Consider the following 23,421-nt stretch of genomic DNA (forward strand, 5'->3'; position numbering starts at 1 on the left):
TTTATTTTAAAAACCGTTGAATTAATTCGTCTGTCTCATATAAAGGTAAGCCGACAACTGCAAAATAGCTACCTTGGATCTCAGTTACAAAGCGTCCACCTACCCCTTGGATCCCGTAACCACCCGCTTTATCTTGCGGCTCGTTGGTGTCCCAGTAGGCATCAATTTCAGTTTCGCTCAGCGTTTTAAAAGTCACATTGGTCACAATCACATCGCTCAGTACTTTGCTTGTATCTGCAAGTGCAATCGCCGTCATCACCTGATGCGTATTACCAGAAAGACGCTGCATCATCGCTTTGAAATCCGCTTTATCACGAGGCTTACCAAGCGCTTCTCCGTCAATGACAACCACAGTGTCACTGCCAAGAACCGGCTTGTCGGTATACCCTAGCGCCACACCTGATTGCGCTTTTAAACACGCTAAACGCTCTACAAGCTGTAATGCGCTTTCATCGTCTAGCGGACTTTCATCAGCATCAACACTAAATTGCTCGAACGAATAGCCCAGCTGAGAAAGTAGCGCTTTGCGACGTGGAGAAGCCGAAGCTAAATATAAAGAGATAGACATTATCTGATCCTAAACTGTCTACGATATTTTCTCAGCAGTGGGAATATCCACAGCCAGCACACCATGCCCGTAACCGCAGGCCACAGATAATGCGGGTTAAAGTAGATATCAAGCAAGAAATGATTAAGCCAAAATTGTAACAAATGATAGAGCGCGAGAAATAGCCCGATCAGCACTGCTTGCTGCCAGATGGAGAAATTACGAATTTTCTGAAAGTTGCTGGCGGTAATATAAATACAAATGGAATAGGTCAACGAGTTCACCCCGAGTGGCGCGCCCATCGCTAAATCTATTATTAGGCCGGTCATCCAAGCCCAACCAATATTCACACGGTGAGGAACGGCCAAAGACCAGTACATCAGCACCAATAATACCCAGTCAGGACGAAATGGTTCAAGTGAAAAAGGCAACGGCATAAGTGCCATGATTAACGCAACAAAGACACTCAATGCAATCAATAAGTTGCTATGTTTACTCATGATTTATTGCCTCTTGGCTGCGTTTACCTAACACCACGAGTAAGCGAATGCGATCTAGTTGTGCAATCGGCTCTGCCTGTACTTGTGCAAATGGTAGGCCTTCGTCTCGGTCTATCTCAGTAACTACAGCCACCGGATAGCCTTCAGGGAAAGTACCACCAAGCCCGGAAGTGACCAACACATCGCCAATGCGAATATCCATGCTATGCGGTACATGAGCAAGGCGAACATTATTGATTTTACCCGTCCCCTCAACCACAGTGCGAACGTCATTACGCAATATTCTGACCGGTGTCGCATGGGTGGTATCTGTCATAAGCAGCACTCTTGAGGTCGTTGTACCGACTTGAGTTAGCTGCCCAACAATGCCCATTTCGTCAATAACAGCCTGCCCTTCGCTTATCCCATCAATAGTACCGCGATTAATCACCACCTGATGACTATAAGGGTTCGAATGAACAGACAACACTTGAGATATTAAACGTTGATTGGTTTCCCTAGCCGAAGCACCTAATAAGGCGCGCAATTCTTGATTTTCTTTTTGCAAAAACTGAAGTTGCTGTAATTGCTCACTCTGTATTAATTGTTTTTCTCTGAGTGCTTGGTTTTCTTGTTGCAGCTTTTCTCTGGTATTGAGACTTTTCAGGCCCAAGTTGAACGCTTCATAAGGAATGTTAGCAACGTACAGTAGCGGACTGACCAAAGTGTTTAAACTGGTTCGCACCATAGTCCCACCAACTGTGTAACGGTCACCAATGATCAGAATAATACTAAGCACAACTGCGACAGTAAGTCGCAGTTGTAAAGGAACGGTTCGGCCAAATAATAAATTCATCAGTCGTAACTAAATACGTCACCACCGTGCATGTCTATCATCTCTAACGCTTTACCACCACCTCTTGCCACACAAGTTAATGGATCATCGGCAACCACCACTGGAATACCGGTTTCTTCCATCAACAAACGGTCTAAGTCTTTGAGTAATGCGCCACCACCTGTTAATACCATGCCGTGGGCAGAAATATCAGAGGCAAGCTCTGGTGGCGACTGCTCTAGCGCAACCATTACTGCACTTACAATCCCCATCAAAGGCTCTTGTAACGCTTCTAGGATTTCATGCGAATTGAGTGTGAAAGAGCGTGGTACCCCCTCAGCTAAGTTACGGCCGCGAACCTCAATCTCAATCGGTGTTTCACTCTTAAACGCTGAGCCTATTTCATGTTTGATATGCTCAGCCGTCGCTTCACCAATCAGGCTTCCGAAGTTACGACGTACATAGTTAATAATCGCTTCATCAAACTTATCACCACCGATACGTACTGAAGACGAATAAACAACACCATTTAGTGAGATAATCGCCACTTCCGTCGTACCACCACCGATATCAACAACCATTGAACCCGTTGCTTCAGATACTGGTAAGCCAGCACCAATTGCAGCAGCCATTGGCTCTTCAATTAAGTACACTTCACGTGCACCAGCACCCATTGCGGATTCACGGATAGCACGCTTTTCAACTTGCGTTGCACCACAAGGTACGCAAATAAGTACACGAGGGCTTGGACGCATGAAGTTATTATTGTGCACCTGTTTGATAAAGTGCTGTAACATTTTTTCTGTTACATAGAAGTCTGCAATCACCCCGTCTTTCATCGGGCGAATAGCTTTGATGTTACCCGGCGTTCGACCTAGCATTTGCTTAGCCGCAGTACCTACTGATGCAACGCTTTTTGGGCCACCAGCTCGCTCCTGACGAATCGCCACCACCGATGGCTCATTCAGTACGATGCCTTCTTCTTTTACATAAATAAGTGTGTTTGCCGTCCCTAAATCGATAGAGAGATCGTTAGAAAATAATCCGCGTAATTTTTTAAACATGAGGCTGGGTGACCTTTCAGAATTCTGTCAAACAAAGCAGCATCACCTGCTGCTCTTAATTTACTACTTATCGCTCTCGAACAAGTCGAAAACCTATATAATTCGCTCTAAAATCTGGCGCTAACGCTAAGCGAGTTGACACTCGAGCCAAACTCGGCGCGAAGTTCCATGCACCGCCACGCACTGTAACATCGCTCTGAGAAGCACGCTTTTGCGTCCACTCCCAAACGTTTCCTACAGTATCATATAAGCCATAGCTATTCGGTGAAAATTGGGCAACTGGTGAAGGACTTTTATTAGACCACTCACTGCCACACCAACCACAATTAGCTAGGTTTCTTCCGATTTCATTACCCCATGGGTACTCAGATGCAGTGCCTGCACGCGCCGCATATTCCCATTCAACTTCATTGGGTAATCTAAATTGCTGCCCTTTTTCACCAGATAACCAGTTGGCATATGCTTTGGCATCGTCATAGGCAACACACACAACGGGAAAATTATCTGATTGCTCGTAACCTGGGTTTTCCCAATTATATTCAAGCTCCCAAACCGGTTCGCCATTTTTATAGTATGCGCAGCCTTTACCTTGTTCGGCTAAGGTTTTATATCCTGTGCTTTGCGCAAAACGGCGAAAAGCCGCCACTGTAACCTCAGTGCTCTGCATGGCATATGAATGGCTCAACACTTTTTCAACAACGGGACGCTCATTTGGTAAACCATTACCCGTCAGGTCGCCCATTTTAAAAGTGCCCGCAGGGATAATAGCGAGCTTATTTTCGGTGGTTGCTACGGCGACCACTTGTACTTGTTGCGCTTCAGGCTCAGGCTTTTTCGTTACAACAGACGTTACCGATTGGCGTTTCTTCACCAATTTCGCATTAATGGTTTGCGCAGCTCGTAGGTTAATGCGTGCTTTATAAGGTTCATAACCTAATTTCCGGATCTCAACATCATAAAATCCAGCAGGAATTGCTACTGTCGTTTTTGTCGCGCCGTAACTGACTCCATTAATAAATACTTCGTCGTCGTAAACATTTGATCTTAAAGTTAACTCGACTGTTTTATCAGCCGTTTGTGACTTTTTTACAAGAGGGGTCTCCACGACGGGCTGCTTTGTAATAGTCGCAACTTCAACCGGCTCACTTTGTTCGTCCGAAAAAGTCAGTTGGTTATCACTGTAGACTGTCGAGTAGTTCGACTGGTAATTTACGGCAAGCGGAGTGCCATACTCAGCACAATAACGATTGTCTAAGCTCAACAAGTTACATAAGCGGCTGCTATTTACATCACCACGCATCGTCACACTGAGGTTAACGTTGTAGTTGCCTTGTCCACTAAACCCACTATTTACAACATGGCTGCTAACCACTTGAACCTGCGCGCCAGCCATATTGCGTTTTGGCTCAACAACACGACTCTCGGTTAGGTTTGCAAAAATCTGGTCAATAAAGCGCTTGGTAGCTTTTTGAAGCCCCATTTGCTGACCACGCTGCTCACAAGCCGCCAAGGTCTCTGTGCGTTTACAGTTAATCGTGTGATCTACTTCTAGTGTACCTTCACGAGTAAACTCATTACGTAGTCGCTCTACTCGCGCTGTGCCAAGCTGATCTTTTAAGTTTTCAAGCGTATTTACTAAGGTGTGCTTAGTCACACGGACTTGCTCAATATCTTTACGTTGTGATGCGATCGCCGCAATTTGCATCGCAATGTCTTCTTTGTTCTGCTTGTGATCTGTCACAGCTTGTTGATACCGCGTTTGCGCAGAAGAAATATCAATGGAAGGATCATCAATTAGCCGACGATACAACTCATTCATTGCATCTAAGGCCTGATTTTTTTCTTTGTCTAACTCACCTGAACGTTTTCTCAATAACTCAAGTTGAGACTGCAGACGCGTTTCCTCTGCTAGGTGTTTTTCTAAAACAACCGAGTATCTGTCTAATTCGCTTTGCTTGTTAGACAATTCAGACTCGATGGCAGTGACCGTTGCAGTATCTTGCGCCATAGCGCTTTGAGCAACAGTACCCATGGCCAGAATCGAGGCCGAGACAATAAAAGTTAAAGGAGCAATTCGCATATGTTCCATTCCCAACAGCGGCAATTGTTTGGTCTTGTTATTTCTTATAGTTAGGGCTCTATGCTATGTACTTACAAAGTAAAACACAAGCTTTGCACAATTAATATCTGAGTTTACAACTATTAACCAGCGTCTTGCCAGTTTTTAGCTGAGATTTTGTCTATTTTTCTCTAACATCGCGATGTGTTACTAATTCGAGTCCAAAATAGAAGATAGGTAATCAAGAAGGTATGATAACCTCTGGAGTGAAACGCTCGGGTTATTTATTATAGTGCGCAAAATATCAAACTGATTTCATCATGCAAACCATCACCAATATCGCCGAGTCACCAATCCAAACTATTCACCACCCGACATTGGATAAATACGGTTTAACGTTGCGGGTTAAGCGTGATGATTTGCTCCACCCGGTGATCCAAGGAAACAAATGGCGTAAGCTAAAATACAATATACTCCACCTAAAGCAAGCTGGCCTTGAAGAGTTAGTCACTTTTGGCGGGGCGTTTTCCAATCACTTATATGCTACCAGCATGGCGTGCAAACTTTTCGCAATCAAAGGTCACTTAATTGTTAGAGGCCCAGAGATTGACCGGCACAACCCAACGCTAAAAATGGCAAGCGCTTGCGGGCTAACACTTCACCCCGTGAGTCGAGTCGAATATCGGCAAAGAAATCAACCTGAATACATTCAAACTCTGCAAGCCAAGTTTAATAATGCTTATCTCATACCAGAAGGCGGCACTAATGCACTTGCACTGCAAGGCGTTGAAGAGTTAGCGCAATCCTTGCCTCAAAGCGATTATGTCATGACAGCTGTGGGCAGTGGTGGCACAGTGGCAGGACTAATCTCGGGATTACCTAACCACACGCAGGTTTTAGGCGTTACGGTACTAAAAGGTGCTGAATACCTAGCACAGGAGATACATGAATTAATCACAATTCAGCGCTGCGCGCCATGGCAGCTACTCCAGGATTTTCACCACGGAGGTTACGCCAAGACTACACCTGAATTGCTGAGTTTTTGTCATGAAATGAAGGTGAAATATCGTTTGCCTCTAGAGCCTATTTACACTGGTAAACTGTTTTACGCTATTTTCACTTTGGCTCAACAAGGATACTTCAAAAGAGGTAGTGTGATCACCGCAATCCATACCGGCGGTTTACAAGGATTAGATGGTTTGAGATATTTGGCTAATAAAAAGTCGGCCTAATCAGCTCATGCGGTTAGCGTTTTAGTGAATATCAGCGAGCTGTTGTAACGGTGCGGAGAAATAATGCCCTTGGGCCCCTTTCACTCCAAGCCCTTTGATACAACTCAATTCAGCAACGGTTTCAACCCCCACTGCATATACTGGAATACCTAAGCTTCTTGCTTGAGCGACTATTTGCTTAACTGTGCGTTTACGATACGCAGACTTTTCAATGCCGTGTACCAGCTCGCAGCTGAGCTTGATAGCTTTTACCAACTCGGCAAGCGGTGTGCGCCCTAGCGTAAGAGCTTGTGTAACGTTATCCAAATAAATATCGCACCCAAGTCGGTTCAACCTATCAAAAGCTGCTAGCAATCGCTCTCCATGTTGATAGACCTCTTCTATGCTAAGTTCAAAGCCTATTGCCGCACCACTATGAGACGCAATGAGCTGTCCCTCTAGCCAATCAATAAACTGGCTATCCACCCAGCTCGAGATGTGTAAGTTAATGCTTACCTTACCAAAACTCCTTTCCTGCTCATAAACAGACAACACCTGCTTCACTATCGCTCTATCCAGAAACTGAAATTGCTCTGGAGTATAAAGGTGTTGCATCACCTGCTTGGCCGAAATTCGCCCCATTTCTTTGTGAGTCACTCTTAGTAGCGCTTCGCTTACAATTACGTCTTCGGCTAAAAAGTCGAACAACGGCTGGAAGAATAAGGAAAACTGTCCGGCTTTCAAATAACTCAGCAAAGCTTCACCGTCTTCGTTAAGGCGTTTTGCCAATAACTCTGTGAGATGCACTAGATGAGTATGTTGCCACACTTGATTTTGCGCAATTGAAAGCGCTGATTTTGCGCTTTGATAAACCTGTGTCTGTTGTTTATTTTCCTGATAAAAACAAGCGCCAAGTTTCACTTTGCTGCGAGATAAATCCCCCCGAAACTCTAGCAATACTCGATAAACGATTTCGTGCATTTGCTTTGCCAAGTCCATACCTTTAGTCGCCCCTATCTGCTTTACTGTCACGGCTAATGCCCCTGAAGCTAGATATTTAACTGCCACCGTCCCAAACTCTCCAACGCCTTTAACCAGCGCAAGCTGAAAATGTAACTGCAGATCAACTTCTTTAGGCGTACTGCACTGCCAATGGATTAACGCAAATAATGCATACTGCCCTTCTGGAGCGGGGGCTGGTAAAGCCACAGGCTTTTGCGCATGTGAGGTAGACTCAACCTTACCGTATAAAAACCACCACCGATGTACGAATAACACCAGTCCAATTGACAATAAATTGAAAAATATCAATATATATCCATGACTTATCCATATAGATTCATGGTACAAGGTAACGGTTTGGTCATTGGCAACAAATTGGTGCTCTTCTGCATTCGCAACAGGTAACAATGAAAAACCATACTTCGTAGCTATTTCACTTACTCCCGCAGCAAAAGCTTCAGTTGATAGCTGAGAAATTTCAGCCGCGGCTTCTTCGCCTTGCGTGTGAACCTGAAGGTGCAGTAAATGATTAAGAAGGAAATTTAGACACAACAACACCGCCAAACTTACCGCGACTAGCTTTTTTTGATACTGACGACTAAATCCATCTAACAGCTGAATTGGCATAATGTTTTTATTGGGTGGAAAGATAACTGAAGTGTTGTTCAAAATAGTGCAAAACTCAAGCGAGATGCGGCTTTTAATTGTACAGAAAGGATAAGCAACTGAGCCAAAACTAGAAATGCGTTAAGTTTATTAATCGTACAAGATGGTAAGCTTTATCTAAGCTTACTCTTCACCATTTTCTTAGAGATATTTATACCAGTAAAAAACAAAAACCCCAGCATGATGCTAGGGTTTTCGTAGATGCTATACCACCATTTAGAACGGAATATCATCATCAAAGTCAATTGGTGGCTCCATAGGATTTGAGCTACCACCTGATTGACCATTGTTTTGGTTCTGTTGTGGTGCAAAGCCACCTTGAGACTGGCCACCAAATCCAGAAGACTGCTGAGAATTCTGTTGCGATTGCTGTGGTGCGAATCCACCTTGCTGCTGGTTTGACTGGCTTTGCTGTGGCTGCGAATATTGCTGCTGAGGCGCTTGATTATAGCTTTGCTGGCCATAATTATTTTGCTGCTGTTGACCACCTTGGTACTGGCCGCCACCTTGACCCTGCTGCTCGCCACGGCCACCTAGCATTTGCATTTGGCCACCCATGTCCACCACGATTTCCGTTGTGTACTTTTCTTGGCCGCTTTGATCTGTCCACTTACGAGTCTGTAGACGACCTTCAATGTACACCTGCGAGCCTTTTCTTAAATACTCACCCGCAACTTCCGCAAGTTTGCCAAACAACACCACACGGTGCCATTCTGTGCGCTCTTGCAATTGACCGGTGTTTTTATCTTTCCAGCTATCCGTAGTTGCAATGCTGATGTTAGCCACGCCGTTACCGTTTGGCATATAGCGAACTTCAGGATCTTGGCCCAGATTACCTACCAAAATTACTTTATTAACACCACGTGCCATGGCATTGTCTCCTCACACTATGACAAGCCCAGCACTTGCTTGGCTTGCTTCAAATCAAAAATTTTATCATCTACTTTTAGGTAGCTACGATTCTCATCTCTCACTACCGTGGCCTCAAGTACCCCAGGTAATGAAACCAATTGGTCTGCCAATTCCGTCGCTTGTTGCTCATTTTCTACAGCAGAAACTAAGCTGATCGCTTTGCTCTTAGGTGGCACTTGCATGCCCCATGCGATAACAAACCATATTACCCCAATAATGGCCGTCGCGGCAAATATCGTATCGACCGCAAAATTTTGTGCCAAGATACCACCCAAAGCACCACCTATAAATGCACCTAGAAACTGGCCAGATGAAAATACTCCCATCGCCGATCCCTTTTGGTTTGCTGGAGCTATGCGAGAAACCAACGCAGGCATAGTTGCTTCGAGAAAATTAAAGGCAATAAAATAGACCAGCATTGCACCTGCGATCATCCACAGTGAATCTACAAAGTAATACAAAGTAACTGAGCTTACCACTAACATTGCAATAGACAGCAAGAATGTCTGCTTTTCTTTTTGTTTGCGGATTGCCACTATCATCATCGGTGCCATCAAAATAAAGGCGAGTAAAAATACCGGAATATAGAGTTGCCAGTGCCTATCTGCAGCAAGACCATCACGGATCAACTGGCCTGGCAAGGCTACAAAAATTGTAGTCAGCGTCAAATGCAATAGCAACACCCCAAGATCGAGCCTCAGTAGCTGTGGGTTTTGCACCAAGCGACGAATATCTGCAAAGCTTGCTATTGTGTCACCTTTTGGGGCTTTATTTACCGCATTTGGCACCATAAAGGTAATGATAGCGATACCTACAATTGCCAATACCGCCGTCAGCCAGAAGATCCCTTCGATACCAAAAGACGCCGCAATCATTGGTCCTAATAACATGGCTACAGCAAAGCTCATACCTATGCACATGCCAATGACCGCCATTACCTTCGGACGCTGCTCGTCACGGCTCAAATCCGCAGCAAGCGCAAGTAAAGCACTTGCAATCGCGCCCATGCCCTGTAGGGCTCTACCAAATGTCACCCAATAGATTGAATCCGCTAATGCCGCGATAACGGATCCTAATGCAAATACCAACAACCCACCAATGATGATTGGCTTACGACCGAACTTATCAGACAGCCAACCCATAGGTATCTGGAGTACAGCTTGAGTCAAACCATAAGCACCAATAGCCAAACCAATCCACAGTGGCGAGACATCCTGTAAAGACTGGCCGTAAACAGCTAACACAGGCATCAGCATAAACAAACCAAGCATGCGGAAAGCGAAAACGCCAGCAAGAGAAATCGCGGCGCGCTTTTCAGTTGGATTTAAAGAGTCATTAGACATAAGGCGGTATTCATCACTATCGAAAATCACGCGCAAGTTTAACAAACTCTTTTCTTAACTTACACTAGCGCGAACGGATCTTTGCAATGCGATTGTTACCATCATGATTTTGAACGGCTTACTTCGAGAGAAAAAAGCGCTAGGCTAGTTGGTGCCGTACTTGGCCGTGATCTGATCTAATTTTCCGCTACGTTTAACCCGTTCAAATGCTTGACTCAAACGCTGCAAACGCTCGCTCGAGGTGCGTGCCTTGCTAAAGGCAAAATATACTGGGTTTTCGTTAATAACCAACGGGCTAATCGCAAACTTTTCAAAATCAGGGTTATTTTTACTTTGATACAGGATGTTGAATTTTTCTTCTAAAAACCCTGCTATCCGTCCTTTTTTGAGCAAATTCAATTTTACCTGATTGTCGGGTACATAAATAAATTGTGTTTCACTGTCGGTACGACGCGCAAGGCGAGCTGTAAACGCCTCACCGTAATAAGCATTACGCTGAATAGCGATGGGCTTTGACAGATGGAATAACGACTCAAGTGAGTCAAGCTGATGAGGCTCGCCTGAGTTCATTGCAAAAACAATCGTTTCCATTCGTTGAGGACCAATAAAATGCGCAAACTGTTCACGTACCGGTGTTTTTGTGACGCTCAAAATAAGATCGATATCGCCCTCCTCTAAAAGCTTCAGCGCCCGACCCCAAGGAATACTTACGAAACGATAGCTACACCCTGCTTCATCCAACAAGGCTTTAGCGAAATCAACATCCATACCGTGCCAAACAAGGTCGTCATTTAACTTAGACTGCGCAGCATAATTCTCAAACCGTACCACCAGCTCACAGGCGAAGACATTTTGGCAAAGCAGCGCCAAAAGCAATAAAAGTCGATACAAAATCAATATCCCAAGTTGATCGGTTTAATAAGTTTAGTTCGTTTAGCAGAGATAACTTAATTTTGTATTCGGGATGCGGTAATCTGTTCACTTCACATCATGCTTTGACTAATCCAGGTTTCAATTTAGTGGATTAGTATCGCGTACTCAGTACAGCGCACGAAAAAACACAAGGGTCGTATGGATAAAATAGAAGTTAGGGGTGCCCGCACCCACAATTTAAAAGACATTTCACTCACCATTCCAAGAGACAAGTTGATAGTGATCACGGGTCTTTCTGGCTCAGGGAAGTCGTCTTTAGCATTTGACACCTTATACGCAGAAGGCCAGCGTCGTTATGTTGAGTCTTTGTCTGCGTACGCGAGGCAGTTTTTATCGCTGATGGAAAAACCAGATGTGGATCACATTGAGGGCTTGTCTCCCGCGATTTCCATTGAACAGAAGTCGACTTCTCATAACCCACGCTCAACCGTGGGAACCATTACCGAAATATACGACTATTTAAGGTTACTCTTTGCCCGAGTGGGTGAACCGAGATGCCCTACGCATGATTTACCGTTAGCCGCACAAACCATCAGTCAAATGGTTGATACTGTGTTGGCGCTACCCGAGGGTAGCAAACTCATGCTGCTTGCACCGGTGGTGAAAAACCGTAAAGGTGAGCACGTAAAACTGCTAGAAGAGCTTGCGAGCCAAGGTTTTATTCGTGCACGTATTGATGGCGAGGTGTGCGATCTCTCAGATCCACCAACGCTAGAGTTACAGAAAAAACATACCATAGAAGTCGTGGTGGATCGTTTCAAAGTTAAAGCAGGGCTTGAGCAGCGGTTAGCCGAATCTTTTGAAACCGCGCTTGATTTGGCTGATGGCATTGCGCAAATCGCCTATATGGATGATAGCGACGCAGACGAACTGATCTTCTCGGCCAACTTTGCCTGTCCAACTTGTGGCTATGCCATGAGCGAACTTGAACCACGACTGTTTTCTTTCAATAACCCCGCAGGTGCGTGCCAAAGCTGTGATGGTTTGGGGGTAAAGCAGTATTTTGATCCCAAACGTGTAGTGCAAAACCCAGAACTAAGCTTGTCTGGCGGTGCAATCAAAGGGTGGGATAAACGCAGTTTTTACTATTTTCAGATGCTAAGTTCGGTTGCCGAGCAATATGGATTTGATTTAGAAACGCCATTTCAGGATCTGCCGAGTAAATTTCAAAAAGTGGTTTTAGAAGGCTCAGGCAAAACTAAAATCGCGTTTAAGTATCGTAATGACAGAGGCGATCTTATCACCCGCAATCACGAGTTCGAAGGCGTGTTAAACAACATGAATCGCCGTTATCGGGAAACGGAGTCCAGTTCAGTAAGAGAAGAGCTTGCCAAATATCAAACCAGCCAAGCGTGCCCAAGTTGCCATGGCTCACGACTGCGCGAAGAAGCTCGCCATGTGTTTATCGGCTCGACCAACCTGCCAACTGTAACAACGATGAGTATCGGCGAAGCCAGTCAATTTTTTATCGACTTAGCACTCACAGGCCAAAAAGCACAAATTGCGGACAAAATACTCAAAGAGATCCGCGACCGTTTATCTTTCTTGATCAATGTAGGCCTAAACTACCTCTCTTTGGAGCGTAGTGCTGATACTTTATCTGGCGGTGAAGCTCAGCGGATCCGTCTTGCAAGCCAAATTGGCGCCGGCCTCGTGGGGGTAATGTACGTATTGGATGAGCCTTCAATTGGTCTACATCAGCGCGATAACGACCGTTTACTTAAAACACTCACGCACTTAAGAGATCTTGGCAACACCGTGATTGTGGTAGAGCACGACGAAGATGCCATTCGTGCAGCCGATCACATCATCGATATCGGTCCAGGCGCCGGCGTACACGGCGGCTATGTCGTCGCTGAGGGAACTCGCGATGAGATAATGCAAAGTAAAGACTCATTAACTGGTCAATATCTCAGTGGCGAGAAATGCATTGAAGTTCCAGCGCAACGTCATCAATGTGATGACAAGTGGCTTGAGCTTAAAGGCGCGACGGGCAACAACCTAAAAAGTGTCGATTTAAAAGTACCAGTTGGTCTAATGACCTGCATAACAGGGGTATCTGGTTCTGGTAAATCTACCCTCATTAATGACACCCTATTCAAGCTTGCTCATCAGGAATTAAACGGTGCAACAACGCAAGAAGCTGCACCATATGAATCAGTTCATGGGCTAGATCACTTCGATAAAGTTATCGATATTGATCAAAGTCCTATCGGTCGCACACCACGTTCAAACCCAGCAACTTATACAGGGATCTTTACCGCTATCCGCGAATTATTTGCAGGAACACAAGAATCGCGTTCACGCGGTTATAAGGTTGGCCGCTTTAGTTTTAACGTTAAAGGCGGTCGCTGTGAGGCCTGTCAAGGCGATGGAGTTATCAAGGTTGAGATGCACTTCCTGCCGGATGTCTATGTTCCTTGCGATGTCTGTACTGGTAAGCGCTATAACCGTGAAACACTGGAAGTACTGTATAAAGGTAAAAATATCCACGAAGTGTTGGAAATGACAGTTGAGGACGCCCGGGAATTTTTTGATAAGATTCCCGCAATCAATCGCAAACTACAAACTTTAATGGACGTTGGCCTCTCCTACATTCGTTTAGGGCAAGCCGCCACGACTTTGTCCGGTGGTGAAGCGCAGCGTGTTAAACTCGCTCGTGAACTATCAAAACGAGATACCGGCAAAACACTCTACATTCTCGATGAGCCAACCACAGGTCTGCACTTCCATGATATTCAACAGCTACTCGCGGTATTACATCGTTTGCGCGATCATGGTAATACCGTGTTGGTTATCGAGCACAATCTAGATGTCATCAAAACCGCAGACTGGATTGTAGACTTAGGTCCAGAGGGGGGAGCTGGAGGCGGTCAAATACTCGTCTCAGGTACGCCTGAAACGGTGGCTAACTTTGCAGCTTCGCATACAGGTAAGTACCTTAAGCCCTTATTGTCTTAATTTCTAAAAGTCTCTATTATTGGTGCATAATAATTACAAATTCATTTATTATGCATCAACTTCTCGCGCCAAAAAACTTAACCGCGTACCTAGCAAGGCTGCGCTTTTCCATCGGCCAATTTTGGCAAAGCCTAACACTGGCTCAACGCTATTATTTAGTTAGTTTTATCATTTTTATGTTCAGCTTGAGTGAAACTGAAGATGATAACTTCACCGCTTTTTTGATCTTAATAACCACAGTAACGGCGCTATGTTATGAATTCTGGCCAAGGATCATGACCTTTTGGGAAAGTGTGCCAGGTAAAGCACTGATACTGTTATTTTATGCCTTTATCGCTAACTTTGTGTTAGTGCAAGCTGATGGCCGTATCAACGATTTAACTGGGGTCAGCACGGATAATTTCCCTTACACACATAATTTGAGTGTGTTGTTATCGTTACCTACTTGGTTTTTTATTACCAGTACCTTCTTGTTGATTCTCGCGCAACTCTTTATGACATGCTATGTCGTTGTACTTTTCCTGCTTAAACCATTACGTATAAAGCCTTTTTGGCATCAGAACCACTATCGTTATCCAGCAACAACAGCAATCATCAGGTTGATCATGTGTTTTGTTTTATTGGCTTTCTTGGTGCTCGGCATCGCTAAATCAGGTGCTTCAACCGCATTTACTGAGTTTTCTTCTGATTTCAAAATAGATGAGGACGGAATTTCTTTCCATGCCAACGCGAAAGAATCACGCTTAGCAGACTCCGAAGAAGAAAACGAAGGATCATCGGAAACTCAACCACAAGTGGCCGACATGAGTGGCGGTACTCCACAACAAGATGAAACACAGTCCACTGCAGATGAGCCGGAGTCGTTAACGGTATCTATTAATAACGATTCTAACCCAGATTTACATGAGCAAGGCAAAAACTATAACGATGTGCTTAACCAAATATTGGCTTACTTTATCTTTCGCTTTGAGTCTGACGGAAACTCACGCTGTGAACATAGCGAAGGCAGTAATATTGTTGAATTAAACGATTATGAGATCTTAGAGATCATGCCGGATAACGCCGCGGAATACGGCTACACCTATACAGTAAAGCCTTGTATTTCAGCGGCAATTGGTCACCAGTTTAAGCCGCAGCAACCATAAAAGTGCCTAGCGCATCGCGCTCTTGCTGACTCAGCGGTTGAGATTGCTTAACCGCAAAGTCATATCGCACCATAATGGTTTTACCTTCAGCACAGCATTCTCCATGCTGCCAAGCCTGCTGCAAAATCACAAATGAGCTGTTGCCGATATGTTCAACAGCCGTTTTTATTTCGACTTCCTGACCATAAAATAGCTCCCCTTTAAAGGTGACTTCGACTTTGGCAACAATCAATTTCCACTCTTTTGGATTTAAATCTGGTGTAAATATTTTGAAAATAGGTGTGCGCGCGGCTTCAAACCACACAGGGAGTACGGTATTGTTGATATGTCCAAGCACATCTGTGTCGCAAAAACGCGGCATAAGCTTTTCAGACAGCATAATAACTCCAATAAAAACTAGGGAAAAACATGAGTGATTTTATTCGCGTTTACGATAACGCACTCAGTTCAGACTTTTGCGATGAATTCGTAAAGACCTTCGATCAAAGTCCACATTTAAAACAGGGGACTACATCTGGTGGTGTCGACTTGAGTAAAAAAGTCAGTCACGACCTTTATTTAAATTCCTATCCTGACTATGCCAAACAGTTACAACACATTCAACAGGTTACGGCAAAGCACTTATTTGAGTACCTTGAAGAACATTTCTTTATGATCATCGGTGCATTTGGACTTAAAGTGTATCACCCCAAAACTGGTGAACCTGTCGATCTCACTGTGGATAACTTTGAAGAAGTCGGCAAGCCACAACTCCCGGTCCTTGCTCAACAGCTATTTCGTTTAGGCGCTATCCAAGCTCAACGCTATCAAATAAATAAAGGCGGCTACCCCTACTGGCACAGCGAAGTCTACCCTCAACATGACCATAATGAAGCCTTACACCGAGTGCTGTTATTTATGTTCTACCTTAATGATGTCGAGGAAGGTGGCGAGACCGAGTTTTATTATCAGCAGCGTAAAATTGCCCCAGTAAAAGGTTCTATGGTGATAGCACCAGGGTATTTTACACATACACATAGAGGCAATATTCCGGTTTCTAATGATAAGTATATACTCACTTCGTGGGTGTTATTTAATAGAGCAGAGCAACTCTATGGTACGCCCAAATAAGCTACCTCTATACTTCAGGGGCTGTTGAACTCAAGCATAAAAGATAACAGCCCCCACAGAACTTATTTAACCTGAGGTTTGGATAAGGAATGGACTAACTCACTGTTTTTTAATCACCTTAAACTATCTTCTTATCTAGCCAGAGAGTTTTGGGGATAACTCCGCTTCCGCGTCCTGCTCTCGCTAAGGTAGCTACATCCTGTAGGCAAGGCGAATTTACGCACCAATAGCTGGCTATTGGAAGTGAATTCAACGCAGTTAGCGCTAAAACTGGCTGCTAGAAAGGCATTAATTATCCGCAGCTCAGGTTATTTAGCTTTGGTAAATTCAGCCCACTCTATCAGCATGGGTAAAAAATCTTCATAGCCACACACCGCCATCATACCCGATTCATCTAAAGCCAGTGCGTCTTCTTGGTATTGTGCTATGTCATCACTTTCATGAAACAGAGCGTGGCTTTCAAATAATGCTTCTTGCGGCGTGAACGTGGCTCGGATCTCTTTTCCAGCCAACACAAGCTCTTCTTTTTGATTTGGCAGGTTTTCAAGCTGTGTCAGCAGGCTGACAATACGCTCATGTGCAAGCTCTTCGCTCAGCCACCGACCTATCAACGCATGCTCGTCATTTAAGCGAGCTCGAAACCCAGAAAGTGGGTCACGAATAAACTGGTATTCCATCTTTACTTCTTAACTAAATCACCTTGTTTTATTATACCTAAGTGGCGTCCGCTAAGCATTCATTGATAGAATTACCTTTTAACCACTCGATTGTTGGTCAACGCATGTCGCCTGTTGAGATCTTATTTCCTCTCATCTTTATCGTTATTTCTGGGTTTTTGAGTGCAAAGATTGGCTTTATCGCCATCAATCAGCTTGATGGCTTGCGTACTTTTATCTTTAATTTATGTATTCCTGTACTGTTATTTAGCAGTATGGTGCAAGCAGATCTGAAAAGCCTCGCGACGGGTCCCTTGTTATTATCCTTTTATCTCCCAGTCGCTCTGACTTATGCAGGCTTATACCTATTTCTCTTTAAAGCGCAACATCGTTCAAAAACAGACAGTGCAGCATTAGCATTAAGTGGCACCTACTCTAATACCGTGTTAGTCGGATTACCGATTATCTTAATGACACTCGGTGAGCAAGCCGCTGCCATGGTATTTATGATTATTACATTCCACAGTGCAATGCTGTTTTTTATGACTTTTTTACTGGCAGCAAGACACAAAAATAAGGTGGATATTGTGAAACCCCTGCTGCTCAATCCAATAGTGATAAGTATTTCGAGCGGTTTGATATTAAACATTGCAGGGTTAAAACTACCAAGCTTAATACATGAAAGCTTTAGTTGGTTGGCAAAACCAGCCATTCCAGGGGCGCTATTTATTCTGGGTGCGAGCTTGGTACAGTATGGCGTGCGGGGAAAGTTACAGGGTGCAATATGGCTAAGTGCAGTAAAACTGATACTACTACCGGGATTGGTTTATCTCTTTGCCACTTATTTAGGATTGGCAACTCAACAAGTTCAGGTGGTGACTTTAATGAGTGCCTCTCCGCTGGGAGTCAATGCCTATCTTGTTGCTAGGCAGCTCGACAGCCAACAAGCAACGCTTGCGGCTACCGTTGTGCTGTCTACTGTGCTGAGTATGATCAGCCTGACTGGGTGGTTATACTTTTTGGTATAACCGTTAATACCTAGGCGGCGTATACTTAGCAGCATCAATAATAGCCCACAAATGGAAAACGGCTGCAATCACAGGTGGAACCAATAAAAACCACAGTGCATACCCACCTACAACAACAATTGCGAAGATTAAAGCCGCCAATATACGACCTTGAACCAACTGACCAAGGCCAGGGAAAAAGACGTTACAAATCGCTGCAATTACATTACCACCAGAACCTTGTCCAGACATAGTTACCTCTCTTAGTTACTTAAAGTCTTTCTTTTTAATATATCAGATTTCATGCCAATCCTAACGCTTTGATTTTAAAAGAAACCAATGAAACTCATTATTTTCTGTTCACTATAAGTTAGCCTAAACCACTAACTTTTAGCTTAAAGTTTAGCTATATTATTATGCGTAATTCAATCACTTTGATTTACATAAAATAATAATGAAAACAGGATGTCTTATGCTTGGCAAGTTTACCACCCCGCTAACAAAATTAGTCGACAAGTATCTACCCGATCCATTTGTGATTGTACTTTTACTCACTTTTTTGGTGATGGTACTCGCTACATTGTATACTCCAGCAACGCCTGTCATGGTGCTTGAGGCATGGGGTAATGGCTTTTGGAAGCTGCTTACTTTTGCGATGCAAATGTTGTTAGTTTTATTATGTGGTCACATGCTTGCTGTTACCCCTCCAATAGCGAAAGCGCTAGACCGTATCGCAGGCCTAGCTAAAACTCCTTCTCAAGCAATTATACTCACCACCTTTGTTGCGATGAGCGCCAGCTGGATAAATTGGGGGTTTGGCTTAGTAGTCGGGGCTTTGTTTGCAAAGGCCATCGCTCGAAAAGTGAAAGTTGATTATCGCCTGTTAGTGGCTAGTGCTTACTCTGGTTTTGTTGTTTGGCACGCAGGCCTATCAGGCTCAGTCCCCCTGACTATCGCAACTCCGGGGCACTTTAGTGAAAAGAGCATAGGTATTGTTACCACTTCAGAGACAATCTTTGCACCATTTAACCTACTCATCGTACTCAGTATTTTTATCGTTTTACCACTTATAAATAAACTAATGCTTCCCAAAGATGATGACGCAGTTATTGTTGATAAAGAAAAGCTCATTGAACAAAGTAATGATATCAGTACCCACAATACTCCGGCTGCAAAATTAGAAAATGCCTCATGGCTTGGTATGTTAGGAGGAGCAATCGGTCTTAGCTACTTGGGCTTTTACTTTATTTTTAATGCAGGCACATTGACATTGAATATCGTTATAGCCCTGTTTTTGTTCTTAGCCATGCTGCTACACAAAACCCCTGCAAATATTCTCAATAGCCTACAACAAGCAATTCAAGGTGGTGCCGGTATCGTGATCCAGTTTCCTTTTTATGCTGGGATCATGGCTATGATGGTCGAAACTGGACTAGCGCAACAAATATCTCAAGGATTTGTTTCTATTAGCAGTCAATGGACATTACCGCTGTGGAGCTTTTTAAGTGCAGGCCTTGTAAATATATTTGTGCCTTCAGGTGGCGGTCAGTGGGCAGTACAAGCACCAATTATTATTCCCGCAGCAGAAGCACTTAATGCAGACATAGCCAGAGTCGCGATGGCAGTTGCATGGGGTGATGCTTGGACTAACCTGATCCAGCCTTTTTGGGCACTGCCGGTACTTGCAATTGCAGGTCTTAAAGCCAAAGATATTATGGGATTTTGCCTAGTACAATTGCTGGTAACGGGTGTAATTATCGCAACTTTATTGTTGCTGCCCCTGTAAGAAGGTGCGTAATGCACCTTCTTACACAGATTAACTTGATAAAATTTTCATTGGTAAGCTTAGGATTGGATTCTCTGAATCAGCAAAATGCATCATTACCGCAACATGACCTGTAATAACAACTATATACATAATGGCGCTGACCACTTGCCCATATCGGTCAAGGGGTAATAAGTGACTATAATTACGGCCACGCCACTCAATCAGGATTTCAAAACTACCAATCAAAATGAATATTACCAGTAGGATTAAGCCAAAGGTGTAACTTATCCAAAGGCCGAATAATACTCCTGCCATACACGCCAATAACCCCACCCAAGAGCGCATTGAAAAGCTTATGCTTTTTAGAACATGCCCACCATCTAACGGCAAAATGGGTAGTAAATTGAATAAGTTCAACAGCGCACTTAATACTGCAACACCAGCAAAGATTTCCATCTCTGTCGCGTAATACAACACCACTCCAAGGATTGAGGTTATCAAACCAAAGGCCGGTCCCATCAACGAAATAACTACATCTTGCCAGCGGGTCGTGATCTTATCGTCACTTACAGCCAGACCACCAACAAAAGGGATCAAATAGATACCTTTTGTTTTAATTCCAAAATAGCGCATCGCGCGGACGTGGCCATATTCATGAACGACTAAGCAAGCCACAAGCATAAGCGCAAACTGCCAAGAAAATAGCCATGCGTACCCTGCCACGGATGCACCAGCCAAGGCAGCTTTGACCACTTTGGCACTTTTAAATAACTTCAAGCCCAATGCCGCCAAACCAAATAAGCTGCGTTTTTCTTTAGGTGTTTCAGTGCTCACTTCAAGCCACTGAAGTTCAGCTCCATTTACTGCAATCCCAAGTAACCCCTGAGGTAACTGCTCTGTATTTACCGCCAGTGTTTGTCCATCAATGGTCGCGAAAATGCCATTATGTTGCTCTTCAAAAGTAATCGCTTGCTGCTCAACAAAAAGCTGCACTACTTGTTGTTGGTTAAAAAAGATAGATACCGCTTTGTCCGCTAGCGAAAGCTCGACTCTATTCATATTCAGATCCAAAGGTCATTTGGGGCATTATCGCTAAAAGCGTCCGCTTCATAAAGTTCTGTCGAAATCTGAATTAGAAAAATGCAGGCAAAGTGTCATTATTGCGCTTCAAATTGAGTAAAAATCACCTTTTAAAGCATTTTGAGATTTGAGCACTTTAAATTATTTGTACTAGACTTTAAGGAGGTAAGGTATACGAAGGAATTGTTAATGTCATTAGCAAAACATCGGATAATGGTAGTAGATGATTCACCCGCGATCCTCGTCGTAATGCAAGCTATTATGACTGAGCTTGGCATTGAACATGTCACAACCTGCTCAAGTGCGGTGAATGCTGTAGAAAAAATACGGCAGACTCCTCATCAATTTGACGCCATTTTTACAGATCTCAATATGCCCGAAATGGATGGCATGGAGTTTATTCGCCAACTGGGAGAGCTAAGGTTCTCCGGCGGCATTATTATAATTTCCGAAATGGACGAGAAGATTATTGATCTAGCAACCAACCTTGCCAGACAGTCCAATGCACATCTTATCGGCAATATTTCTAAGCCCGTACAATTGGTTGATGTCGAGCGCATGCTCAAAAAAATGGAGACGTATACTGCTGTTAAACGTAGCCGCATTGAAAAAGTGACCGAAAGCGATCTTTTGCACGCCATTAGTCACAACGAAATTACGCCTTACTATCAGCCAAAGGTTCACCGTGGTGACAAAAAGATAAAAAGTGTCGAAGTGCTTGCCCGTATTGTGTCTAAAAATACCGAGGAAGTTATTTTACCGGATCATTTCATTGGTGTGGCCGAGGATACCGACCTAATCAATATCATTACCTTCCAGCTTTTTGAAAAGGCAACGGATGAGTTTAAGACAATCAAGTCTGAGCTTAATTATCCGATTAAAATGGCCTTTAATTTATCACCTGTACAATTAAATGATCTGAGCTGCCCAGATAAACTGGCACTTATTCTAGAAATAAACCGTTTAAAGCCTAGTGATATCATTTTAGAAATTACTGAAAACCAACCGATGAATCAGTCTATTCAACTGGAAACAATGAACCGGTTACGGATCCGAGGGTTTGATATTTCTTTAGATGACTTTGGTACTGGATTTACCAATATTCAGCAATTAAAGTCTTTGCCGTTTACCGAGATCAAAATCGACCGCTCTTTGATAACCCATGTGGAATCCGATCGCTTTTCACAGGTACTTATCGACAGCTTAATCGACATCGCGCAAAATCAACAGTTAGACATAGTAGCTGAAGGTATAGAGCGGATTGAAGAGCTACAATACCTTGACCGCTACAAGCATAGCCTGTTAATGCAGGGCTTTTTAATCAGTAAACCTAAACCACTAACAGACCTAGTCGGGTGGATACACTCTTGGCAGCGTATGATTAATTCGAACCCTTAACCTCTGGAGAGGCAGTTTCCTCTCCATCGCTTTGCGTTTCAGACGCTTCTTCAGCTTCGTCGCTGTCTTCAATCAAATTATCATGATTATCAACGCGCTCTCGCCACTTTTGCTTAGCAGCAGCTTGCATATTGGTGGTTTGCTCTCGCTCATCAACAATATCCATTCCCATTAATGATTCAAGCAAATCTTCTAAAGTCACTATGCCTTGTACATCGCCATATTCATCAATAACAAGCGCAATGTGTAGACGCTTTGCCAGTAACGCTTTAAATAGTTCTGGCGCAGCTAGCGTTTCCGGTACGGTATAAAGAGGGCGAGATAGCTTACCAATTTTATAGTCTTCTCCAAGCCTATGATAAGCAAGCATAATGTCATTTTTGTGCACAAAGCCGATAATGTCGTCTGTATTTTTATCAAATACCAACACCCGAGAAAAAGCAACCGAACCATGCTCAGACAAATACTCGTGCACTGTCATATCTTTATGCACCTTAAACAGTACCGTTCTTGGTGTCATGATGCTTTCGAGTTTGGCGTGGCGAAAGCGTAATAAACTACGAATGGTTTCAGTCTCGTCCTGATGCAGTGCACCTGCTTCAGAGCCAATCTCCGCCATCGCTTCGATTTCTTGACGAATATAGTGAGCCTCATCTTCTTTACGGCCTATCACTTTTGTAAGTTGGTCAGACATCCACACAAATGGCTTCAATATTCGAACTAGCCATACCAACACACTGGAAACGATAGGTGTTAATCCGCGCCAATAAGTCGCCCCTAAGGTCTTCGGAATGATTTCTGATAGCACCAAAACCAGTAGCGTCATCACCGCTGACGCAATACCAACAGCTGCATCTGAAAATACCACAGCAGCTTGCGCGCCAACCCCTGCAGCACCGGCGGTATGCGCAACGGTGTTTAACGTTAGAATGGCAGATAAAGGCTGATCAATATTGTCTTTAAGGCGTTGAACTCGCGATGCTAATGCATCATTGTCTTGCTTTAAGATCCCTATATGACTTGGCGTAATACTAAGTAGCACCGCTTCCATCACCGAACAGATAAAAGAGATAGCTATTGCCAAAAACATGTAGGTTAATAATAAAACCAAGTAAATTCTCCTCTTTATTCAACGCTAAGTGTTTGCTTAACCGCATACGTTATGTTGCTCATCAACACAGACTATTAAATTTAGGACGTCTATCGCAGCAATACAACCGGTTCAAAATACTATGATATAGTTTT

21 protein-coding genes are annotated in these 23,421 nt (G+C 43.8%); 7 read left to right on the forward strand and 14 right to left on the reverse strand.

The window, feature by feature from the left end; genetic code table 11:
* Position 1: 1 nt before the first annotated feature.
* The 5 genes from ABMY45_RS07485 to ABMY45_RS07505 form a co-directional block, all read right to left on the reverse strand.
* A complete protein-coding gene (locus tag ABMY45_RS07485) occupies positions 2–568 on the reverse strand; it encodes a Maf family protein (protein WP_174170503.1) in 567 nt (188 codons plus the stop codon).
* A complete protein-coding gene (gene mreD / locus ABMY45_RS07490) occupies positions 568–1,050 on the reverse strand; it encodes a rod shape-determining protein MreD (protein WP_026001073.1) in 483 nt (160 codons plus the stop codon). Before mreD ends, ABMY45_RS07485 begins: the two co-directional genes overlap by 1 nt.
* The gene (gene mreC / locus ABMY45_RS07495; RefSeq protein ID WP_010376644.1) at positions 1,040–1,882 is read right to left on the reverse strand and encodes a rod shape-determining protein MreC; all 843 of its coding nucleotides are present in this window, start codon (positions 1,880–1,882) and stop codon (positions 1,040–1,042) included. Before mreC ends, mreD begins: the two co-directional genes overlap by 11 nt.
* Positions 1,882–2,925, reverse strand: coding sequence for a rod shape-determining protein (locus ABMY45_RS07500; RefSeq protein ID WP_010376642.1), 1,044 nt, complete (start codon positions 2,923–2,925; stop codon positions 1,882–1,884). Before ABMY45_RS07500 ends, mreC begins: the two co-directional genes overlap by 1 nt.
* Before the next feature lie 67 nt (positions 2,926–2,992).
* Positions 2,993–5,005 carry a formylglycine-generating enzyme family protein gene (locus tag ABMY45_RS07505; RefSeq protein ID WP_010605945.1) on the reverse strand — a complete coding sequence of 671 codons (2,013 nt, stop codon included), beginning with the start codon at positions 5,003–5,005 and terminating at the stop codon, positions 2,993–2,995.
* A gap of 299 nt (positions 5,006–5,304) precedes the next feature.
* Between ABMY45_RS07505 and ABMY45_RS07510 the strand changes: the two genes are divergently transcribed.
* The gene (locus ABMY45_RS07510; RefSeq protein WP_349288683.1) at positions 5,305–6,216 is read left to right on the forward strand and encodes a pyridoxal-phosphate dependent enzyme; all 912 of its coding nucleotides are present in this window, start codon (positions 5,305–5,307) and stop codon (positions 6,214–6,216) included.
* 21 nt (positions 6,217–6,237) lie between these two features.
* Here the strand turns inward: ABMY45_RS07510 and ABMY45_RS07515 are convergent, their stop codons facing one another.
* The 4 genes from ABMY45_RS07515 to ABMY45_RS07530 form a co-directional block, all read right to left on the reverse strand.
* Positions 6,238–7,824 (reverse strand): EAL domain-containing protein, encoded by a 1,587-nt coding sequence (locus ABMY45_RS07515; RefSeq protein ID WP_349288684.1) that lies wholly within the window; start codon positions 7,822–7,824, stop codon positions 6,238–6,240.
* A 255-nt stretch (positions 7,825–8,079) separates the two neighbouring features.
* On the reverse strand, positions 8,080–8,733 hold the full coding sequence (ssb, locus tag ABMY45_RS07520; RefSeq protein WP_010376633.1) for a single-stranded DNA-binding protein: 654 nt from the start codon (positions 8,731–8,733) through the stop codon (positions 8,080–8,082).
* A gap of 17 nt (positions 8,734–8,750) precedes the next feature.
* Positions 8,751–10,118 carry an MFS transporter gene (locus tag ABMY45_RS07525; RefSeq protein ID WP_239420677.1) on the reverse strand — a complete coding sequence of 456 codons (1,368 nt, stop codon included), beginning with the start codon at positions 10,116–10,118 and terminating at the stop codon, positions 8,751–8,753.
* 144 nt (positions 10,119–10,262) lie between these two features.
* Positions 10,263–11,009, reverse strand: coding sequence for a transporter substrate-binding domain-containing protein (locus ABMY45_RS07530; protein ID WP_010605950.1), 747 nt, complete (start codon positions 11,007–11,009; stop codon positions 10,263–10,265).
* Positions 11,010–11,189: 180 nt separating this feature from the next.
* On the opposite strand from ABMY45_RS07530, the gene uvrA reads away from it, so the two are divergent.
* Together uvrA and ABMY45_RS07540 are read left to right on the forward strand one after the other, a co-directional pair.
* On the forward strand, positions 11,190–14,012 hold the full coding sequence (gene uvrA, locus ABMY45_RS07535; protein ID WP_235366716.1) for an excinuclease ABC subunit UvrA: 2,823 nt from the start codon (positions 11,190–11,192) through the stop codon (positions 14,010–14,012).
* A gap of 50 nt (positions 14,013–14,062) precedes the next feature.
* Positions 14,063–15,157 carry a hypothetical protein gene (locus tag ABMY45_RS07540; RefSeq protein ID WP_206473421.1) on the forward strand — a complete coding sequence of 365 codons (1,095 nt, stop codon included), beginning with the start codon at positions 14,063–14,065 and terminating at the stop codon, positions 15,155–15,157.
* Here ABMY45_RS07540 and ABMY45_RS07545 read toward each other — a convergent pair.
* Entirely contained in the window at positions 15,138–15,536 is a 399-nt protein-coding gene (locus ABMY45_RS07545; RefSeq protein ID WP_010605953.1) for a thioesterase family protein, read from the reverse strand. The genes ABMY45_RS07540 and ABMY45_RS07545 overlap by 20 nt on opposite strands.
* Before the next feature lie 29 nt (positions 15,537–15,565).
* Here ABMY45_RS07545 and ABMY45_RS07550 point away from each other — a divergent pair, with 29 nt between their 5' ends.
* Positions 15,566–16,267, forward strand: a complete 702-nt coding sequence (locus ABMY45_RS07550) for a 2OG-Fe(II) oxygenase (protein WP_088531994.1) — start codon at positions 15,566–15,568, stop codon at positions 16,265–16,267.
* Between the two features lie 308 nt (positions 16,268–16,575).
* Here ABMY45_RS07550 and ABMY45_RS07555 read toward each other — a convergent pair whose 3' ends face one another.
* Entirely contained in the window at positions 16,576–16,944 is a 369-nt protein-coding gene (locus tag ABMY45_RS07555) for a YacL family protein (protein WP_010376624.1), read from the reverse strand.
* A gap of 62 nt (positions 16,945–17,006) precedes the next feature.
* Between ABMY45_RS07555 and ABMY45_RS07560 the strand changes: the two genes are divergently transcribed.
* Positions 17,007–17,951: an AEC family transporter gene (locus ABMY45_RS07560; protein ID WP_227387574.1), complete on the forward strand. Its 945-nt coding sequence runs from the start codon at positions 17,007–17,009 to the stop codon at positions 17,949–17,951.
* A gap of 3 nt (positions 17,952–17,954) precedes the next feature.
* Here the strand turns inward: ABMY45_RS07560 and ABMY45_RS07565 are convergent, their stop codons facing one another.
* Positions 17,955–18,182, reverse strand: a complete 228-nt coding sequence (locus tag ABMY45_RS07565) for a hypothetical protein (protein WP_010376621.1) — start codon at positions 18,180–18,182, stop codon at positions 17,955–17,957.
* 220 nt (positions 18,183–18,402) lie between these two features.
* Between ABMY45_RS07565 and ABMY45_RS07570 the strand changes: the two genes are divergently transcribed.
* Positions 18,403–19,716, forward strand: a complete 1,314-nt coding sequence (locus ABMY45_RS07570) for a TIGR00366 family protein (RefSeq protein WP_349288685.1) — start codon at positions 18,403–18,405, stop codon at positions 19,714–19,716.
* Positions 19,717–19,746: 30 nt separating this feature from the next.
* On the opposite strand, the gene ABMY45_RS07575 is transcribed toward ABMY45_RS07570, so the two are convergent.
* Positions 19,747–20,757 carry a site-2 protease family protein gene (locus tag ABMY45_RS07575; protein WP_130165074.1) on the reverse strand — a complete coding sequence of 337 codons (1,011 nt, stop codon included), beginning with the start codon at positions 20,755–20,757 and terminating at the stop codon, positions 19,747–19,749.
* A gap of 210 nt (positions 20,758–20,967) precedes the next feature.
* Here ABMY45_RS07575 and ABMY45_RS07580 point away from each other — a divergent pair, with 210 nt between their 5' ends.
* Positions 20,968–22,176, forward strand: coding sequence for an EAL domain-containing response regulator (locus tag ABMY45_RS07580; protein WP_349288686.1), 1,209 nt, complete (start codon positions 20,968–20,970; stop codon positions 22,174–22,176).
* On the opposite strand, the gene ABMY45_RS07585 is transcribed toward ABMY45_RS07580, so the two are convergent.
* Positions 22,160–23,287, reverse strand: a complete 1,128-nt coding sequence (locus tag ABMY45_RS07585) for a hemolysin family protein (protein WP_349288687.1) — start codon at positions 23,285–23,287, stop codon at positions 22,160–22,162. The genes ABMY45_RS07580 and ABMY45_RS07585 overlap by 17 nt on opposite strands.
* Positions 23,288–23,421 lie beyond the last annotated feature (134 nt).

It is taken from the genome of Pseudoalteromonas sp. XMcav11-Q, assembly GCF_040104525.1.
In the GTDB taxonomy this organism is placed as follows: domain Bacteria; phylum Pseudomonadota; class Gammaproteobacteria; order Enterobacterales; family Alteromonadaceae; genus Pseudoalteromonas.

What these genes read in the sequence shown, in the direction of transcription:
- ABMY45_RS07565 (WP_010376621.1), bottom strand. Translation starts at nt 18,182, where the DNA reads ATGTCTGGACAAGGTTCTGGTGGTAATGTAATTGCAGCGATTTGTAAC.
- ABMY45_RS07510 (WP_349288683.1), top strand. Translation starts at nt 5,305, where the DNA reads ATGCAAACCATCACCAATATCGCCGAGTCACCAATCCAAACTATTCAC.
- ABMY45_RS07525 (WP_239420677.1), bottom strand. Translation starts at nt 10,118, where the DNA reads ATGTCTAATGACTCTTTAAATCCAACTGAAAAGCGCGCCGCGATTTCT.
- ABMY45_RS07575 (WP_130165074.1), bottom strand. Translation starts at nt 20,757, where the DNA reads ATGAATAGAGTCGAGCTTTCGCTAGCGGACAAAGCGGTATCTATCTTT.
- ABMY45_RS07485 (WP_174170503.1), bottom strand. Translation starts at nt 568, where the DNA reads ATGTCTATCTCTTTATATTTAGCTTCGGCTTCTCCACGTCGCAAAGCG.
- ABMY45_RS07550 (WP_088531994.1), top strand. Translation starts at nt 15,566, where the DNA reads ATGAGTGATTTTATTCGCGTTTACGATAACGCACTCAGTTCAGACTTT.
- ABMY45_RS07580 (WP_349288686.1), top strand. Translation starts at nt 20,968, where the DNA reads ATGTCATTAGCAAAACATCGGATAATGGTAGTAGATGATTCACCCGCG.
- ABMY45_RS07500 (WP_010376642.1), bottom strand. Translation starts at nt 2,925, where the DNA reads ATGTTTAAAAAATTACGCGGATTATTTTCTAACGATCTCTCTATCGAT.
- ABMY45_RS07570 (WP_349288685.1), top strand. Translation starts at nt 18,403, where the DNA reads ATGCTTGGCAAGTTTACCACCCCGCTAACAAAATTAGTCGACAAGTAT.
- uvrA (WP_235366716.1), top strand. Translation starts at nt 11,190, where the DNA reads ATGGATAAAATAGAAGTTAGGGGTGCCCGCACCCACAATTTAAAAGAC.
- ssb (WP_010376633.1), bottom strand. Translation starts at nt 8,733, where the DNA reads ATGGCACGTGGTGTTAATAAAGTAATTTTGGTAGGTAATCTGGGCCAA.
- ABMY45_RS07545 (WP_010605953.1), bottom strand. Translation starts at nt 15,536, where the DNA reads ATGCTGTCTGAAAAGCTTATGCCGCGTTTTTGCGACACAGATGTGCTT.
- ABMY45_RS07505 (WP_010605945.1), bottom strand. Translation starts at nt 5,005, where the DNA reads ATGCGAATTGCTCCTTTAACTTTTATTGTCTCGGCCTCGATTCTGGCC.
- ABMY45_RS07540 (WP_206473421.1), top strand. Translation starts at nt 14,063, where the DNA reads ATGCATCAACTTCTCGCGCCAAAAAACTTAACCGCGTACCTAGCAAGG.
- mreC (WP_010376644.1), bottom strand. Translation starts at nt 1,882, where the DNA reads ATGAATTTATTATTTGGCCGAACCGTTCCTTTACAACTGCGACTTACT.
- ABMY45_RS07515 (WP_349288684.1), bottom strand. Translation starts at nt 7,824, where the DNA reads ATGCCAATTCAGCTGTTAGATGGATTTAGTCGTCAGTATCAAAAAAAG.
- ABMY45_RS07555 (WP_010376624.1), bottom strand. Translation starts at nt 16,944, where the DNA reads ATGGAATACCAGTTTATTCGTGACCCACTTTCTGGGTTTCGAGCTCGC.